This is a genomic window from Porcincola sp. LCP21S3_C12, from assembly GCF_052118625.1.
In the GTDB taxonomy this organism is placed as follows: domain Bacteria; phylum Bacillota; class Clostridia; order Lachnospirales; family Lachnospiraceae; genus Porcincola.
Genome location: NZ_JBQKGW010000061.1, coordinates 1 through 1533, shown reverse-complemented (window position 1 = coordinate 1533; position 1533 = coordinate 1). Strand labels below are relative to the sequence as shown.

Here is a 1533-nt window from a genome sequence, read left to right as displayed (position 1 = left end):
CAATGAAATATAAAACCTACTTGGGGGTATTTCTATGTCTAGGAAAAGCAAAATTGATCCGATAGAAAAAGTAAAGATCATTGAACGGCTACTGGCAGAAGAGATCGGTGTTTCAGAGGCTGCCCGGATGACAGGCGTTGACGGTGCCACCATTCGACATTGGCGGAACCTTTATCTTGCAGATGGTCCCACTGCCCTCATGGTTCAACACAATAACAAACTTTATTCTCGGGAACTGAAGCTTCAGGCCGTTCATGAATATCTTGATGGAAAGTCAAGTCAGGCAGACATTGTCAAAAAATATCATTTGCGAAGTTCCCGCCAGTTACGCGATTGGATAAAGGTCTATACTACTCATGGAGAGATCAAATCTCGCACAAGCGGAGGAGGCAGCTACATGAGGAAAGCCAGACCAACAACATCGGAAGAACGTCTTGAGATCGTACAGGATTGCCTTGCCAATGATAAGAATTATGGAGCAATGGCGCTGAAATACAATTGTTCCTATCAGCAGGTACGCAACTGGGTCAAACGATACGAGAAAATGGGGTCATCGGGTCTGGAAGATCGCCGTGGGCGACGAGCAGGAACACAGCCAGCAAGAACACATGAAGAGGGAATGCGGGATAAGATTGCGGAACTGGAACGCAGGAACCGTGACCTTCAGATAGAGAATGATCTGTTAAAAAAAGTCAGAGAGTTAGAGATGAGAGATCGCTATCTCTAACTCGAAACCTTTATAAGTACCAGGCGATCAAGGCGTTGTCTGAGGAAAAGCACTATCCCGTACAAAGACTCTGCAAATATCTGCACCTCTCACGTGGCGCTTACTACCGCTGGCTGAAAAAGCCTGTCAGTTTCAGTGAGCGGTACAATGAAGAGATCTCTGAGAAGATCAAAGGCATCCATGACAAGCATCCGGACATGGGTTACCGGCGGATCAGGGATGAACTGGACAAAAAACATGGCATCACAGTGAATGATAAACGGGTCTTGCGGATCTGCCGTAAAGAACACGTCCAGTCTACGATCAAGTGGAAGCCGAAGAGCTGCACCAGAAGCAGTGATGATCCGGCTCACATCGCCAGGAACTACCTGAACCGGGATTTTCAAGTAGATGCTCCGAATGAGAAGTGGCTGACGGATGTGACAGAGTTCAAGTATTACATTGGTATTGAAGTCCACAAGGTATATTTAAGCGCCATCCTGGATCTCTATGACCGCAGGATCGTAGCTTTTAAAATCGGCGGTCGTAACGACATTCCTCTTGTTATGAACACTTTTGATGAGGCCGTGACTCATGAGCCGGATGCACATCCACTGTTCCATAGTGACAGAGGTTTTCAATACACAAGCAAGCAGTTCGCTGTAAGGCTTAAGAAACACCATATGAAGCAGAGCATGTCCAGAGTAGCTCACTGCATCGATAATGGCCCAATGGAGGGATTCTGGGGTATCCTGAAGCGTGAGACGTACTACGGAAAGCGCTTTACTTCAAAAACAGATTTGATTAAGTCAATAGAGTCCTATATT

Annotated in this window: 2 protein-coding genes; both read left to right on the top strand. The window is 46.3% G+C overall.

Going from position 1 to position 1533, the window contains the following annotated elements; all coding sequences use genetic code 11:
* Nucleotides 1-34 precede the first annotated feature (34 nt).
* Nucleotides 35-727 (top strand): helix-turn-helix domain-containing protein, encoded by a 693-nt coding sequence (locus ACTQ1N_RS12610; protein WP_320807897.1) that lies wholly within the window; start codon nt 35-37, stop codon nt 725-727.
* 35 nt (nt 728-762) lie between these two features.
* A partial coding sequence (locus tag ACTQ1N_RS12605) for an IS3 family transposase (RefSeq protein WP_441957000.1) occupies nt 763-1533 on the top strand: 771 nt, incomplete at its 3' end.

Coding starts and splice junctions, on each gene's coding strand:
- ACTQ1N_RS12610 (WP_320807897.1), top strand. CDS start 35: ATGTCTAGGAAAAGCAAAATTGATCCGATAGAAAAAGTAAAGATCATT.